We start from the raw sequence: 14574 nt of genomic DNA, 5'->3' as shown, positions 1-14574 counted from the left end.
CATTTCTGTTGCCAATGGTGGTCAAAACAATTTAAATATGATTACCATCCTCCTTTTTCTCGCCATCATCATTTGCTGCTGGCTATTCTTTAAATCCATCGATTGGTTCGAAAAAATCTGATACGCCATGATCGCGCTATTTATCATTTCTATAGCAGTGTTTGCATACATGGTGTATGTCCTGCTTAAACCCGAAAAATTTTAACACAATATGAACAGCGAATTAACAGGAGTGCTCATCTCCTTTATTATTACCCTGGCCATTGGCATCCCGCTGGGTAAATACCTGGCTAAAATGTTTGCCGGCGAAACGGTTTGGACCGATTTTATGAAACCGCTGGAAAGCGGCATCTACAAGCTGTCTGGCATTAACCCCAACGAACCAATGAACTGGAAACAGTTTTTAAAAGCTATGATGATGATCAACTCATTATGGCTGGTTTACGGCTTTTTTGTATTAATGTACCAGGATAAACTACCACTTAACCCGGATGGTAACCCTGGCATGACGCCCGACCTGGCTTTCAACTCCATCATCAGCTTTGTGGTAAACTGCAACCTGCAGCACTACAGCGGCGAAAGCGGCGCAACTTACCTTACACAACATTTTATTTTCATGTTCCTGCATTTTACCAGTGCGGCTACGGGTATTGCCTGCGCGGTAGCGGTATTTAAAGCTTTCCGTGATAAAACTACAACCAACCTGGGCAACTTCTGGGATTTTTTTATCAAGTCTATCACCCGCTTATTATTGCCGCTATCGGTCATCATGGCATTTATACTTACGTTCAGCGGTACTCCGTCCAGCTATGCGGGTAAAGATCAATTTATATCGTTGCAAGGCGATACCATTCAGGTTTCCCGCGGCCCGGCTGCGCAGTTTATTGCCATCAAACATATCGGGACAAATGGCGGTGGCTGGTTTGGTGTTAATTCAGCACATCCGCTGGAAAATCCCAGTTATGTGACCAACATAACAGAGATCGTAGCGCAATGGATCGTGCCCATCGCTATGGTCTTAGCATTTGGTTACTATATCCGTCGAAAGAAATTAGGTTGGGTCATTTTTGGCGTGATGATGCTTGGCACGCTGCTTTTAATGATTCCTACCTTCAGTAGCGAACTGAATGGAAATCCGGCCCTTGCCAAATTAGGTATAAGCCAGGTTACGGGTGCCATGGAGGGTAAGGAAGTAAGGATTGGTCCGTTGGCTACAGCTTACTGGAGCACGCTCACCACAGTCATCTCTACAGGTTCTGTAAATGGGATGCATGATAGTACAATGCCACTAACCGGCCTTTGGCAGTTACTGGGAATGATGATCAACTCGTTCTTCGGCGGATGCGGCGTTGGGGTGTTAAACTATTTGGTTTACCTGATCATAGCTGTGTTTATTTCAGGCCTGATGGTTGGCCGTACGCCCGAGTTTTTAGGTCATAAGGTTGAGGCCCGTGAAGTAAAGATCGCGGCTATCATCACCTTACTTAGCCCCTTCCTGATCTTGACAGGCACAGCAATTTCGGCTTATGTATTCAACCATTATGGTGCAGTCGATTGGGCGGTGAAACCATCCAACTGGCTAAACAACCCGGGATATCATGGCTTTTCTGAAATGTTGTATGAGAATACTTCGGCTAATGCCAATAATGGTTCGGGCTTTGAAGGTCTAGGCGATAATAATATTTTCTGGAATGTCCTTACCGGATTTATATTGATACTGGGCAGATTCCTGCCGATCATTGGCCCGGTTGCTATTGCAGGTTTGCTGGCGCAAAAGAAATACATCCCGGAATCTGTAGGCACACTTAAAGTGGATACCGTAACCTTCGGTGCAATGACCTTCGCCGTCATCATCGTACTCAACGCATTGTCATACTTCCCGGCGCTGGTGCTTGGCCCTATTGCCGAATATTTTTCAATGCTTAAATAATCACAAACATGAACAATAAATCAAATAAATTATTTGAACCCGCTTTGGTGCAAACTGCGCTGGCAGCGTCATTCATTAAACTGAACCCTAAAACCATGATGCGCAACCCCGTGATGTTCACGGTTGAAATTGGCACAGCAATTATGCTGTACGTAACTTTTTACAGCCTTACCCATCGCAATCAGGGTTCGTTCGCTTATAACTGTAGTATTTTTATCATCCTGCTGTTAACCCTCTTATTCGCCAATTTTGCTGAAGCCATTGCCGAAGCGCGCGGCAAAGCACAAGCCGATAGCCTCCGTAAAACCCGCGAAGATACGCCAGCCAAAATGATACTGGAAGATGGCTCGGTAGCAACCCGTTCGTCAAATCAATTGTTGAAAGGCGATGTCTTTACCTGCGAAGCGGGGGACACCATCCCAACCGACGGCGAGATTATTGAAGGCCTGGCCACAATAGATGAATCGGCCATCACCGGAGAATCGGCTCCTGTTATACGCGAAGCGGGTGGCGATAAATCTTCTGTAACAGGTGGCACAAAGGTTCTGTCAGACCAAATTAAGGTAGTTGTAACCACCCAACCTGGAGAAAGCTTTTTAGATAAAATGATTGCCTTGGTTGAGGGTGCATCCCGCCAAAAAACGCCTAATGAAATAGCGCTTACCATATTACTGGCCAGCTTTACATTGGTTTTCATTATTGTTTGCGTTACGCTGCAGCCATTTGCAGCTTATGCCAATACGCCAATTACTATTGCAGCATTGATATCCCTGTTTGTTTGTCTGATACCAACAACCATAGGAGGCTTGCTATCTGCCATTGGCATTGCCGGGATGGACAGAGCTCTACGTTCAAACGTGATCACTAAATCGGGCAAGGCGGTAGAGACTGCAGGCGACATAGATGTGTTACTATTAGATAAAACCGGGACTATTACGATAGGAAACCGTAAAGCCACCCAGTTTTGGCCCGCACCAGGTGTATCACCGGACGAATTGGTAAAGGCTTGTGTGCTGTCATCATTGGCAGACGAAACACCTGAAGGTAAATCTATCATTGAACTGGCTCAGCAAGGTAATAATCGACTTGCTCTTACGGCACCTGAAAGTTCTGAGTTTATCAAATTCACTGCCGAAACCCGCGCCAGTGGTATCAATACGCCTGATGGAAAGCGCATTCGCAAAGGTGCTTTTGATGCTATCCGTAATGCAGTGACTAATGCGGGTAATAAGCTTGATGCCGAAGTTGAAGATCGCGTAAAAATAATCTCATCCAAAGGCGGTACACCCTTAGTGGTTGCACAAAACGAGCAGGTTTTAGGGGTGATTGAATTGCAGGATATCATTAAACCTGGCATAGCCGAACGCTTTGAACGCCTGCGTAAAATGGGTATTAAAACCGTAATGGTTACAGGTGATAACCCACTAACCGCAAAATTTATAGCCGAAAAGGCCGGTGTGGACGATTTTATCGCTGAAGCGAAACCCGAAGATAAAATGCTCTACATCAAAGCCGAACAAGCTAACGGAAAATTAGTAGCTATGATGGGCGATGGCACCAATGATGCACCCGCCCTTGCTCAAGCCGACGTTGGCGTAGCTATGAATAGCGGTACCCAAGCTGCCAAAGAAGCCGGCAACATGGTTGATTTGGATAATGACCCAACCAAATTAATCGAGATCGTTGAAATAGGTAAGCAATTATTAATTACCCGTGGTACGCTAACTACTTTTTCTATCGCAAACGATGTGGCCAAATACTTTGCCATCGTTCCGGCTTTGTTTGTCGCATCAATTCCGGCATTACAAGCCATCAACATTATGCGTTTGTATAGTCCTGAAAGCGCTATTCTTTCGGCGGTTATCTTCAATGCTATCATTATACCTATGTTAATACCCTTGGCCTTGAAAGGTGTGGAATATAAACCTATCGGTGCCGGCGCATTACTACGTCGTAACCTTCTTATTTACGGCTTGGGCGGTGTTATCGCGCCCTTTATCGGCATCAAACTTATTGATCTTTTAATCTCCGTAATTATCTAATTATCATGAAAACGCTCATACAATCTATACGCTTAACCTTGGTGTTGATCGTATTGCTATGCATTATATATCCTATCATCATTGCCTTTGCAGGCAAGCTATCCAAAGGAAAAGGCGGTGGCGAAACAATATCACTAAATGGTAAAGTAGTGGGATATACAGCCATCGGCCAAAAATTTGACAAGCCGCAATATTTCTGGGGTCGCCCGTCTGCAGTGAGTTACAATGCTGCCGGTTCCGCAGGTTCCAACAAAGGTCCAAGCAATCCCGATTACGTGAAAGATATCAGTAATCGCATTGACACCCTTTTGAAATACCATCCCTACCTAAAACGCAATGATATCCCGGCTGATATAGTTACTGCTTCGGGCAGTGGTTTAGATCCGGATATTTCAGCAGCTGCTGCGCAAATACAGATTAAACGTGTTGCCGGTTATCGTAAACTGGACGAGCAAAAAGTTGCCGCTCTTGTAGCCAGCCACACCGAAAAGCCAACGTTTGGCCCGGCCAAAGTAAACGTGTTGAAACTGAATGTAGCACTTGACCAATTGAAATAATCACCATGAAAAAAATCATTATAACGGTGATAGCAGGATTTGCTACCACTTGTTTAGTAGCTCAGGATACTATCAAAAAAAGTTCGCCTTTGACAATTACCGGTGCTGTAGATGCCTATTATAAATATGATTTTTCGGGTCATAATAATATCTCCACCAGTTTCGCGACAGATCAAAATTCATTTTCGATAGGGATGGTTGACGTCTGTTTGAAAAAGAAGGTATATAAAACCCTGTTTGTCGGCGAACTATCTTTTGGCCCGCGGGGCGAAGGGCAGTCCATACCCAATGCCGGAACCAACGGACAATCGTTCCATATTCAAAATTTATATGTTGGTTATGATGTGACCGATAAGCTGAATATCACCGGCGGCTACATGGCGACATTTTTAGGTTACGAAGTAGTATCGCCAATTGGTAATTTTAACTACTCCACTTCGTACTTGTTTACCAACGGGCCGTTTCAAAACGCGGGGGTTAAGCTGACCTATTTATTCAATGATAAGCTAAGCTTTATGGCTGGCCTATTTAACGATCAATGGAATATTTATACATCGGCTGGACAGGTTAACACTTTTGGTGCGCAATTAATGGTAGCGCCGGTAAAAGGCTGGACGGCTTATCTTAACGTTTTAGCGGGGCCTGCATCGGGCACCGAGTTGGATTTGACAACTAATTACCAAATAACCGATGCATTTAAGTTGGGTTTAAATGCTGCCGATTTTACTGCACCGGGCACAGGTGTTAAAGGAGGTTTTAGCGGCATTGCGTTATATCCGCAGTACGCCATCACATCAGGCTTTGTGTTGGGCTTGCGTGGCGAACACTTTAAAACCAAGAACGGCGCCTACACATCAACGGCAGCGCCAACGCCCGGCGCATCTGTTACGGGCCTGACATTAACCGCCAACATCAAAAGCGGTCCGCTTACACTTATTCCCGAAGTTAGGTTAGATAGCATGTCCAAAAACAATTTCTTTACTGATAGCAATGGCGCTGCCACTAAATCCGCCTCGCAATTTGCGGTGGCAGTGGTGTATGCATTTTAAAGCATGAAAAAAGAAAACGACAATACGGTAAAAGACTTTATTGACCTGGTAAAACGGTCGCGCAGGGGTAAGCTCAAAATTTATATTGGGATGAGTGCTGGCGTGGGTAAAAGTTACCGTATGTTGCAGGAAGCACATGCTTTAATGCGCAACGGTATAGGCATACAGATTGGCTATATCGAAACACATAACCGTGCCGAGACACACGCTTTGCTTGCAGGTTTGCCGCTTATAGCTCGCCGTAAAATATTTTATAAAGGTAAGGAGCTGGAAGAGATGGATCTGCAAGCCATCCTGAACCGACACCCGGAAGTGGTGATTGTTGATGAGTTGGCTCATACAAATATCGAAGGCAGCAAAAACAGCAAGCGCTGGCAAGATGTTGCCGATATATTGGAAGCTGGTATTAGTGTAATTACCGCCGTAAACATTCAGCACTTGGAAAGTCTGAATCAAGAGATAGAGGAAATTACCGGCATCCCCATAACGGAACGAATACCCGACAAGACCTTGGAGATGGCGGACGAGATCGTCAACATTGACCTGACAGCCGATGAGTTGATTGACAGGCTTAAAGAAGGTAAGATATATGACAAGTCGAAAATTGAGCGCGCCTTGCAAAACTTTTTCAGGAATGATAAGATATTGCAGTTACGGGAGATTGCTTTGAAAGAAGTGGCTCATCACCTGGAACGAAAAATAGACATTGAGATCCCTAAGCAGATCAAGCTGCGTCCTGAGCGATTTTTGGCCTGCATATCGTCCAATGCCGAAACAGCTAAGATCGTTATCAGAAAAACCGCACGCTTGGCATCCTATTACCGTTCGCCGTGGATAGTCTTGTATGTGCAAAGCAGCAGTGAAAGTATGGAGCGTATAAAACTGGATAAGCAACGCCATTTAATTAATAACTTTAAACTGGCAACAGAGCTGGGTGCAGAAGTCATCAAGTTAAAAAGTGATCAGATAACGCAAACTATTATACAGGTGGCCAATGAACGCGAGATAACAACCATTTGCATTGGTAAACCCCACCTGAGCTTATTCCAGGTGATATTAAGAACGGCAGTGTTTAATGAGTTGCTGAAAAACATAGCCGCAAACGAAATTGATTTAGTGATACTATCATGAAGGTAAAAAATAAGCTACGGCTGGGTTTTGGTTTCCTATTTGTTATAGTGCTGTTTTTTGGCGCTGTATGCATGTTTTACATTAACCAGATATCCAACAACGCCAAAGTAATTTTAAAAGATAACTACGAAAGCTTAAGCTATTGCCGCGAGATGCGGAGCATATTAGATGATAATGCGTTACCGCTAAACAATAAGCTGATCAAAAAATTTGATGTAGCGCTGCTAAAAGAACAGCATAACATTACCGAAAAAGGCGAGCAGCAGGCGGTTGATAATTTAAAGACAGCTTATCTGGTACTCAAAAATCTACCTGCATCAGATACCAGCGAAGCTGAACGTAGCGTGAGAAGGTTTTTGCGGCAAATAGAGATGGTGAACATGCAAGCAATCTTACGTAAAAATGATATGGCACGCTCTTCGGTAGATCAATCATTGACCATTTTAGGCTTTGCCGGCGCAGTAGTGTTTATGTTGTTATTTACATTTAGTGTTAATTTTCCGGGTTTTATTATCAATCCACTTAATACACTATTATCAAGCATACGTTCCATAGGCCCGGGAAATTACAGGCAACGTATCCACTTTGATAAAAATGATGAGTTCGCCCAGGTTGCCAATGCTTTTAACGAGATGGCACAACGGCTAAACGAATGGGAAAATAGCAATCTGTCCACCATTATGTCAGAAAAACTGCGGATAGAAACCATTATCGAGCAAATGCATGATGCCATTATTGGCGTTAACGAAAGGCAGGAAATACTATTTATAAACACGGCTGCCAAAAATATACTTAACATGACTGCCGATAAATTGCAAAGTTTATCTGTTGCAAGTATTGCTCAAAATAATGATCTGTTTAAATCGATAACCGACGAGAATAGTTCCATCAAGCCATTTAAAATATTTGTTGATGGCAAAGACTCTTATTTTCAACTGGAATCGCGTGAGATCAATGTTCCAAATTTATCTGCCGACCCGAAACAAGCCATTAATGTCGCTAAAACCTCGGCAGGCAAAGTTTATATATTACGCAACATTACCGAATTCAAAGAGCGTGATGAAGCCAAAACTAATTTCATCGCTACTATATCGCATGAGTTGAAAACGCCCATATCATCTATCAAGATGAGCTTGAAGCTGATGAAGGACGAACGTGTTGGTAACATCAACACCGAGCAACAGCAATTATTGGAACATATTAAAGATGACAGCGATCGCCTCCTTAAAATAACCAGCGAATTATTGGAATTGTCACAAGTCGAAACAGGTAATATCCAATTAAACTTTGTGCCTGTGCAGCCACAGGAAATTGTTGATTATGCGATCACGTCTGTTCGATTCCAAGCCGAGCAAAAAGGTGTTAAGTTGGAAATTGTAAAAGATGACGAACTACCACAAGTTAATGTTGACGTAGAGAAAACGGCTTGGGTGCTGGTAAACTTTTTATCAAACGCATTACGCTACAGTTCTGAAAAATCGAAGGTTATCATCAGTATTACTCATAAAAATAATGAAGTTGAGTTTTCTGTAAAAGATACGGGCAAAGGCATAGATGAACAATACCAAAAACGATTATTTGACCGCTATTTCCAAGTACCAACAGATGGGCAGAACAAGTCTGGCTCTGGTTTGGGCCTGGCTATCTCCAAAGATTTTATAGAAGCGCAGAACGGTCGCATTTGGGTAAAAAGTGCCATTGGTGAGGGAAGTACATTTGGATTTAACTTACCAAGTTCATCACATTTTTAGCATCCATTACATTTAAAAAGTACTCTTGTGTAAATAAGTCAAGATACATCTGCAATTTCAATATAAGAGCCAACAGTCATGAAATCTTTTAAAGATAAAACACTTTGTCGATTACCGTGAACGTTAAATGCCATGATCAATTACGCCTGCAACAGGTGTCTTAGATTTTCTATACCTGGTTGTAAGTTACAATACATAACAGGGCATCACGATAAATGAAATGATCATTATACTGAGTTTTGAAAATCAATTGTTAGCTTGTACGATAGCTTTGCATGGCAAAGACTTTCGCATTTATTTTCAAGCCATGGAAGACAAATTAACCAGCCATAACCGTTTTTATTTCATCCCACACCAATGGCTGACTTATAGCCAGCGGCAAAACGCTAAATCCTATCAAAGCGGGGCCATCAAGCTCATTGTATAGGCGTTGAATATCAGGCCGGGTAGCTACCTGGTGTATAAGCAAATGCCCGTCGGGTTGTATTGATATGGCGCGGGCGTTGTGTTTATGCAAAATTTCCCATAACAATCCTCCTAAAGAACCGGGCCATATCCGGTAAATGGCCGAGCTAACAACCGAACCAAACGAAACAGTTACATCAAGTACCCCTACAATCCGGTGCAGCTTCCTGATCATGTTATCAACTACAATTCCGGGTATTGCAACTTCCATAGTGATCAATACAATATCGGCAACATCGGTATCTGATTGCGATACGGTTTTTACTGTATACCCGGGCTTGGTAAACATGTTGATGATACGCGTAAGAACGCCCGGCTGATTTTCACAACTCAGGCTGAATAGTTTGGAGGTGAGATTTTCTGATTTCATAGCAAAAAAAAAAGCCTCCCGTTTTGCGGGAGGCTTGTGTTATTTATTTTTAAATTAATTACAATATACCAGGCCCCCGACTTGAATCAAGAATAATAATAATGACAGCCACCACAATAATTGTTGCGTTGGGTACATTCACTAAATTCTTAATAACTAAACGGTTCATGCCGGAGTTTTTTTTACAAAGAAGGAGAAAGAAAACGGCATTTCAAAACATCAGCGCGCATTTGCTAACCGGTGTTTTCAACGATTTGAACAGGAACAAAAATTCAACGAAAAAACAGATCAACGGCTTGTAAATGCAAGCTGTTTTCTGAAAAATGTTACAACAAATTTCTGTTTTACTATAAAATATTCGGGAAGCAGGCGGCGGCATTGACTAAGCCGCTTATCATTGCCAGTTTTATAAAAAATTTGATGATGATGGAGGTACTTACCCAACCTAAACTTAAAGATACTTTTGCCCGGTTATGGCACCTGGTTGGCAATACACCTATGCTGCGGCTGGACTATTTGTATAACAACAAACCCGGTTTTATTTACGTAAAGTGCGAACACTACAACCTTACCGGTAGTATTAAGGACCGCATGGCACTGTATATTATGAAAAAAGCCTATGAGCAGGAAATGATCAAACCCGGCGATACTATTATTGAGGCCACCAGCGGTAATACAGGTATCTCATTTTCGGCAATCGGTAAAACGCTTGGCCACAAAGTGATAGTTATTATGCCCAACTGGTTAAGCAAGGAACGCATTGATATTATTACCAGCCTTGGCGCGACGGTTAAATTGATAAGCAAAGCCGAAGGTGGTTTTTTAGGAAGTATACGCATGACGGAGGAGTTATCGGCCGCATCGGGTAATTGCTTTTTGCCGCGGCAGTTTGAAAACGCGTACAATGCCGAAGCGCATGAAATGACAACCGGCCCCGAAATATGGGAGCAAATGGCTTTAACGGGAAAGCAACCCGATGCCTTTGTAGCCGGGGTGGGTACAGGCGGTACTGTAATGGGCGTGGGCAATTACCTGCGCACAAAGAATCCGGCTATCAGGGTACACCCGCTTGAGCCGGCCGAATCGCCTACGCTTACTACGGGTTACAAAGTAGGCACGCACCGTATACAGGGCATATCTGACGAGTTTATTCCTTCCATCGTTAAACTAAATCAGTTGGATTATGTAGTGCAAGCGTGCGATGGCGACGCGATAATTATGGCACAGAAGCTGGCTGCCCAATTAGGTTTAGCCGTAGGCATATCATCAGGTGCCAATGTTATAGGCGCAATCAGGCTAAAAGAAACATTAGGTGCTGATGCTAATGTAGTTACTGTATTTAGCGATAGCAATAAAAAGTACCTTAGTACCGATCTGGTGAAAGAAGAACCGGTAAAAGATTGTTATGTATCAACCAACACAACTTTTCAAGGTTTTAGCCCTATCGGTCGTTTGGCAGAGCCAATAATTCAATAATTGAAGTATCGGTTCAACTAAAATCACTTAATAATAAAAGCCCCGCTAGTTATGGCGGGGCTTTTATTATTATCTTAATTATGCCTACTTGCTCGTTTCAGGCAATAGCACCATGCGAATGTAGTTTGTGCCGCTTAGGTATTTGTTGGCAGCTGATTTGAGCGATGCCGACGTTACTTTTTCCATCCGCTGTTTGTAGCTTGATGGTGGCAGCGGCTCCAAATCATTTTGATAAGTAGCGACTATAAATGATAGCCAATAGCTATTCTCGTTTTGCTGTGTTTCTACCTGGCTGCTGTATTCGGCTTTCCATTTGTCAACATCAACCTGTGCCGGGCCATTTGTTTTTATTTTGGCAATCTCATCTTTTGCTGCCGCGACAAGCCTGTCGACGTTTTGCGGAGCGCATGCAAAACTTATTTGCACCATGTAGCTGCCTGTGGGATATTTACTGCTGCCTACAGCTACCTGCGGGCTATACACGCCGCTTTCTTCTTCGCGCAGGCGTTGCAGTACTCTTATTTGTAAAACCTCTTTAAGCGCCTGTAATTCCATGTTAGCTTGCCGGTCGTAAACGTATTTGCCAGGAAAAATGAGATTTACGCTAGCCACAGCCTCTTTGCCTTTATAAACAGTTTTTTCTATAACGCCTTCGGCGGTAGTAGTGTTCCTGTCCTTAAAGTTTGGTGTATTGTTGGTTGACGGTAGCGAGGCGATGTACTTCTCCAACAAAGGTTTGATCTCATCCACCGTAAAACTACCGGTAAACACAAATGTTGCACCATCAGCATTACCCAGGCGTTCTTTGTAGATCTCAAAACTCCGATTCAGATCTATCTGCTTCAACTTAGCCAGTGATGGACTGGTTTTGCGGAAGTTATTACGATACAGAGTAGCCAGCATCGAATCCTGAAATACCGAGTTAGGGTCGTTGCCCCGGTTAGCCAGGTTGGCATTGCTGCGTGTTATAATATTGTTAAACACGGTTTCGTCTTTACGCGGTTCGGTTAAATAAGCAGTTACCAGTTTAAGGCTTGTTTCCAGGTCGGCTTTTGAGGCGCGGCCGCTTACACCCTGGTACAGATCTGATATATATGGCTGAACGGATGCTGTTTTGGCTGTCAGGAATCGGCGCAGGCCATTAAGGTCAAGTTTGCCGGCGCCGCCCGAAGTTATAATGGCCACAGCATTCACTGCAGATTGATAGTCGGCATCCTCGTATAATGAAGCACCGCCCTTAGCAAACGAGCTGAACAATATTTCATCATTTTTAAACGTGGTAGGTTTCAGTATTACTTTTACACCGTTGCTCAAACTTAGGGTAGTAGTACCCAGGGCTGCATCTTCTTTCTCGTCAATAATTTTACCCGGTACAGTTTCTTTGGATAAAAGCTCCTGCTCAACTACTTTATCTTCATATGCGGTAAGCTGTTTTTTTGCAGCTTCGCTTATCCAACTATTGATCGTTTGTTCGGTCGGCAAACTTTTTTTGGCCGATGCCGGTGCCAGTACCAGGATATCCCGGTCGGTTTCGGTTATGTATTTTGCCGGCAACATATTTAATTCTGCCAGCGAAATTTCTTTTAAGAATTTGTTTGTCAGCTCAAATTCTTTTTCAATGCTTGGCGAGGCTGTATTGTCTAAAAAGTTAGATTGGTAATCCTGCACGTAAGTTGCAGAAGCTGTTTTATCCTTCTCCTTCAGATTGTTTTCCATGGCCCTAAGGCGGCTTTTCTTTGCGCGGTCAAGCTCAGGCTGTGTAAAGCCAAATTTTTTTAAGCGGTTTACTTCTTCCAGCGCAGCCTCAAAGCCTTTTTTAAACTCGCCGGGTTTAGGGCTTATGGTTACGGTAAAGGCATCTAAAACACCAAAAAAACCACCTATGCCGGCGCTGCAACCTAGATAGGGCGGGTTTGCCATGGTGCTTTGTAAAGCAAGCCTATCAGTAAGCATTTTATTAAATAGCTGGCGGGTAATGTAAGCCCGGTAATCGGCGGCTGTTTTTACCTGTAGTTTAGGCTGTTTATACAGTATTTGTATGTTAGTGCCTGTTTGCTCACTATCAGTAAGTGCAATGTATTGGTTTTTGCCGGTAAGTGGTATGTTGTAGTCAACCCGTGTTTTTTTACTAACCGGATTTTTCAGGTCGCTGAACTTGGTGCGGATGGCTTTTTCAATAGCATCTACATTTATATCGCCAACCACAATAATAGCTTGCAGATCCGGGCGATACCAGTCATTATAAAAACGCGCGAGTGTTGGGTATTTAAAGTTTTTAAGTACGCTCTCTAAGCCTATAGGTAATCTGCTGGCATAGCGCGAATTGTTTAACAATAAAGGCAAATAGTCTCTGCGCATACGTTCGCCTGCGCCTTTGCCTTTACGTTCTTCTTCAAGTACAATGCCTCTTTCTTTGTCAATTTCTTCAGGGTCAAGCAGTGCGCCGTGGGCCCAGTCGCGAATAATTTGAATACCCGAGTTCAAAACCTCTGGTTTGTTTGAGGGGATGGGTAATTGATAAACCGTTTCGTTGAAACTGGTAAAGGCGTTCAGGTCAGCGCCAAAACGCACGCCTGCCTTTTGCAGATAGTTTTCAAGTTCATTATGCGGAAAATGCTTTGTGCCGTTAAAGCTCATATGCTCCATAAAATGAGCCAGGCCGCGCTGGTCTTCATCTTCCAGTATGGAGCCTACCTTGTTTACCAGGTATAACAACACCCTGTCTTTAGGTTTATCGTTATGCCTTATATAATAGGTAAAACCGTTAGGTAATTTGCCATAACGTACCGCGCTATCCAATGGTAGCTGCTGCGACACTGCGACCGGTGTTTTGCGGGCGGGCTTTACTTGTGACGATGCGCTCAAACACAAGCTTAATGCAGCTACAATACAGCCTGTTGTTTTTAATATTTTCATATGTGTTCTGTGTTGGCAGGCCTAAGGTATTGATGTATCGAGCCCGCGTATTATTTTAAATTAAGCCTAAATGTCAACAGCATTTCTGTGTCAATCAATAGCAGCTGTCTCATTCCGAAAATTTTACAGAAATTGATTTAATTGCTTTGTTTTTTTTCGGCTGAGAGGGATTGGAAAGGGTGCGGGTTTCTATTTGTTCAAGATAAATAACGAAGCTGTTTAATCGGTCAAAACCCAAAAAAACCTCCGCCGAAAAAAGAGTTCTTCCAATACGGCCTTCGCCCCGGCAAACCGAAAAAAATACGGTTAAAAGTCCCCGTCCCGAATATTTTATTAAAAACAACACAACCCATTGAAATACATGCTGAAACGGTGGACCTTTAGGAAATGAATCCTAAAAAACACATGAAAAAACTATTGATAAGCAGTGCTTTATTGCTATTTGCATTGATCGGCCAGGCACAAATACTTACACCGGTTAAATGGAGTTATGGCGCTAAGAAGATCAGCAAAACAGAAGCAGTAATATATCTTAAAGCCGGCATTGATGATGGATGGCATTTGTATTCGCAATACGGAAAAGAAGGCGGCCCGGTAAAAACAACCTTCACGTTTAAGCCGTCGGTCAATTACACCTTATCAGGCAAAACACAGGAGCCAAAACCCATAACACATATGGAAAAAGTATTTGGTATGAATGTAAGCTATTTTGAAAAAAGTGTTGTGTTTCAACAAAAAATTAAAATTAAAAAAGGTCAGGCGGTGGTTGAAGGCGCCGTTGAGTTTATGGTATGTAATGATCAGAAATGTTTACCACCTACCAGTATCGAGTTTAGCATCCCCGTTAAATAAACCATTTCATCCAAGAACTGCTTAATACTTACCCC

The 14574-nt window shown here is 43.1% G+C and carries 11 protein-coding genes; 9 read left to right on the top strand and 2 right to left on the bottom strand.

Annotation, left to right across the window (positions count from 1 at the left end):
* Positions 1-127 precede the first annotated feature (127 nt).
* From kdpF to AC59JT_RS13345, 7 genes are read left to right on the top strand one after another with little or no spacing between them, the layout of a single operon-like run.
* Entirely contained in the window at positions 128-205 is a 78-nt protein-coding gene (gene kdpF / locus AC59JT_RS13375; protein ID WP_095705731.1) for a K(+)-transporting ATPase subunit F, read from the top strand.
* A 6-nt stretch (positions 206-211) separates the two neighbouring features.
* Entirely contained in the window at positions 212-1930 is a 1719-nt protein-coding gene (gene kdpA, locus AC59JT_RS13370; protein WP_497399693.1) for a potassium-transporting ATPase subunit KdpA, read from the top strand.
* 8 nt (positions 1931-1938) lie between these two features.
* On the top strand, positions 1939-3972 hold the full coding sequence (gene kdpB / locus AC59JT_RS13365; protein ID WP_497399691.1) for a potassium-transporting ATPase subunit KdpB: 2034 nt from the start codon (positions 1939-1941) through the stop codon (positions 3970-3972).
* A 5-nt stretch (positions 3973-3977) separates the two neighbouring features.
* Entirely contained in the window at positions 3978-4529 is a 552-nt protein-coding gene (locus AC59JT_RS13360) for a K(+)-transporting ATPase subunit C (protein ID WP_497399689.1), read from the top strand.
* Between the two features lie 5 nt (positions 4530-4534).
* Positions 4535-5578 (top strand): outer membrane beta-barrel protein, encoded by a 1044-nt coding sequence (locus AC59JT_RS13355; protein ID WP_497399687.1) that lies wholly within the window; start codon positions 4535-4537, stop codon positions 5576-5578.
* Positions 5579-5581: 3 nt separating this feature from the next.
* Positions 5582-6709 (top strand): sensor protein KdpD, encoded by a 1128-nt coding sequence (locus AC59JT_RS13350; RefSeq protein WP_497399685.1) that lies wholly within the window; start codon positions 5582-5584, stop codon positions 6707-6709.
* Complete coding sequence (locus AC59JT_RS13345; RefSeq protein WP_497399683.1) at positions 6706-8460, top strand: HAMP domain-containing sensor histidine kinase; 1755 nt, start codon at positions 6706-6708, stop codon at positions 8458-8460. Before AC59JT_RS13350 ends, AC59JT_RS13345 begins: the two co-directional genes overlap by 4 nt.
* Positions 8461-8779: 319 nt before the next feature.
* Here AC59JT_RS13345 and AC59JT_RS13340 read toward each other — a convergent pair whose 3' ends face one another.
* Positions 8780-9295 (bottom strand): ACT domain-containing protein, encoded by a 516-nt coding sequence (locus AC59JT_RS13340; protein ID WP_497399681.1) that lies wholly within the window; start codon positions 9293-9295, stop codon positions 8780-8782.
* 420 nt (positions 9296-9715) lie between these two features.
* Between AC59JT_RS13340 and AC59JT_RS13335 the strand changes: the two genes are divergently transcribed.
* Entirely contained in the window at positions 9716-10771 is a 1056-nt protein-coding gene (locus tag AC59JT_RS13335) for a PLP-dependent cysteine synthase family protein (protein WP_497399679.1), read from the top strand.
* An 84-nt stretch (positions 10772-10855) separates the two neighbouring features.
* Here AC59JT_RS13335 and AC59JT_RS13330 read toward each other — a convergent pair whose 3' ends face one another.
* A complete protein-coding gene (locus tag AC59JT_RS13330) occupies positions 10856-13687 on the bottom strand; it encodes a M16 family metallopeptidase (protein WP_497399677.1) in 2832 nt (943 codons plus the stop codon).
* A gap of 405 nt (positions 13688-14092) precedes the next feature.
* Here AC59JT_RS13330 and AC59JT_RS13325 point away from each other — a divergent pair, with 405 nt between their 5' ends.
* Positions 14093-14539, top strand: coding sequence for a protein-disulfide reductase DsbD domain-containing protein (locus AC59JT_RS13325; RefSeq protein WP_497399675.1), 447 nt, complete (start codon positions 14093-14095; stop codon positions 14537-14539).
* Positions 14540-14574: the final 35 nt, after the last annotated feature.

Source organism: Mucilaginibacter sp. A3364 (assembly GCF_059690715.1).
This window is presented reverse-complemented; position numbering and strand designations above follow the sequence as displayed.